Origin of the sequence: Streptomyces sp. NPDC057654 (assembly GCF_042800135.1) — a bacterium.
In the GTDB taxonomy this organism is placed as follows: domain Bacteria; phylum Actinomycetota; class Actinomycetes; order Streptomycetales; family Streptomycetaceae; genus Streptomyces.
In genome coordinates, this window is the sequence record NZ_JBHVHQ010001250.1 from 1 (window position 1) to 1,801 (window position 1,801).

Here is a 1,801-nt window from a genome sequence, read left to right on the forward strand (position 1 = left end):
GGCCATGCGCTGCCGCACCGCCTCGGGCTTGTGGCCCGCGTACTTGAACTTGGCCCGTACCTCGGTCACTTCGAGCCGCAGCCCGCGGATGCCGGAGAGCAGCCGGCCGTACGGCTCCTCGCCGGCCGCCACGGGCGCGGAGCCGCCCTCGGGCTGGAAGTGGCCGACCTGGGCCGCCAGCAGCTCGGCCTTCTCGTGCGGATCGTCCACGAGGCGGGCGGTGCAGCGCAGTTGCACGGCCGCGTAGAGACTGGTGGGCGTGCCATGCTCGGGCGGCGCGCCCTCGGGGGCCTGCCAGGGGCCGGGGACGAAGGCGTAGTCGTCGACGACGCTCAGCAGCACCTGCGGATCGGCCCGGAGCGCGGGCCAGATGGGGTTGGGGCGGGCGAGGTGGGCCAGCGCCACGCCGTGTGCGCCGACGTCCGGGTCGTAGGCGAAGTGCATCGGCTGTACGTGCGGGGGTTCGCCGGGCAGTCCGTTGACCGCGAGCTGGCCGAAGTCGTGTCCGGCCAGCCAGTTCTGCCACTCGGCGTCGTCCAGCGCGGCGTCCCAGGGACGGATGAGCATGTGCGTGCCTCCTGTGGGCGGAGCGTGAGAGTTGTCGGGCCGTCAGAAGTTGACGAGGTAGCCGGGCAGCGGGATACCGGGCCGCAGATCTCCTGACGGCTGGGGCGCTCCGTAGACGGGGGCGACGGGCACGATGCCGCTCCAGTACGGCAGGGCGAGGTCCTCGGGCTCGTCGTTGGGGTCGCCGGTGCGGACCTTCGCCGACACCTCGGCGAGGTCGAGGCTCAGCACGGCGGTGGCCGCCAGCTCCTTGGCGTCGGCGGGCCGGCAGTCGGCGGCCCGGCCCGGCACCACCTGGTCGACGATCGCGTCGAGAGCCGTGCGGCGCTCCTTCTCACCGGTCACGGGCCGCGCGGTGCCGTGCACCACCACGGAGCGGTAGTTGATGGAGTGGTGGAAGCCGGAGCGGGCCAGGACGAGCCCGTCGACATGGGTGACGGTCAGGCACACGGGCATGCCGTCGTCGGCGCGCCCGGCCGTACGCAGGGGGCGGGAGCCCGTCGAACCGTGCACGTACAGGCGCTCGCCGATCCGCCCGTACAGGGTCGGCAGCACCACGGGCGCGCCGTCGCGGAGGAAGCCGAGGTGGCAGACGTACCCCTCGTCGAGTATCGCGTGCACGGATTCCCGGTCGTACGCGGCGCGTTCACGGTCGCGGGAAGGGACCGTGCGGTCCGTGCGCGCGTACACGGCGCTCGCTTCCTCCTGCCGGTGACCTTCCTCCTGCGGGGGTTCTCCGTGCTGCGGCGTGGCGGCCATGCTGCGACTCCATTGTATTAGTGCATAATGGTCTTTGTGCTAGGAGAATATCGGATCGAGGGCCGTCGCGCAGCGGAGATCTCCGCGAGCGTGGAACGGGCGGTCGGCGCCGGACAGCTGGCCCCGGGCGAAACGCTGCCGCCCGTACGGGAGTTGGCGACCGAACTGGGGGTCAACCCCAACACCGTCGCCGCCGCCTACCGCGCGCTGCGCGACCGCGGCGTGATCGAGACGGCGGGACGGCGGGGGAGCCGGGTCCGCTCCCGCCCCGCCACCGCGCCGCGCGACCTCATCCGCGTGGAGGCCCCCGAAGGGGTCCGCGACGTCTCGACGGGCAACCCGGACCCGGCGCTGCTGCCCCCGCTCGGCGAGGCGCTCGCCGCTGCCGCCGCGCGCGCCGCCGCTGCCCCCACCCTGTACGGCGCGCCCGGCGTCGACCCCGAGCTGGAGCGGCTCGCCCGCGCCGCCTTCGACG

The 1,801-nt window shown here is 73.8% G+C and carries 3 protein-coding genes; 1 reads left to right on the plus strand and 2 read right to left on the minus strand.

Features of this window, described 5'->3' with window-relative positions; all coding sequences use genetic code 11:
- Positions 1–567: FMN-binding negative transcriptional regulator (locus ACFU99_RS42520; RefSeq protein WP_384403844.1), on the minus strand; the 567-nt coding region annotated here is incomplete at its 3' end.
- 42 nt (positions 568–609) lie between these two features.
- A complete protein-coding gene (locus tag ACFU99_RS42525; RefSeq protein ID WP_384403847.1) occupies positions 610–1,326 on the minus strand; it encodes a pyridoxamine 5'-phosphate oxidase family protein in 717 nt (238 codons plus the stop codon).
- 36 nt (positions 1,327–1,362) lie between these two features.
- Here ACFU99_RS42525 and ACFU99_RS42530 point away from each other — a divergent pair.
- Positions 1,363–1,801: GntR family transcriptional regulator (locus tag ACFU99_RS42530; protein WP_384403849.1), on the plus strand; the 439-nt coding region annotated here is incomplete at its 3' end.

What these genes read in the sequence shown, in the direction of transcription:
- ACFU99_RS42525 (WP_384403847.1), bottom strand. Translation starts at nt 1,326, where the DNA reads ATGGCCGCCACGCCGCAGCACGGAGAACCCCCGCAGGAGGAAGGTCAC.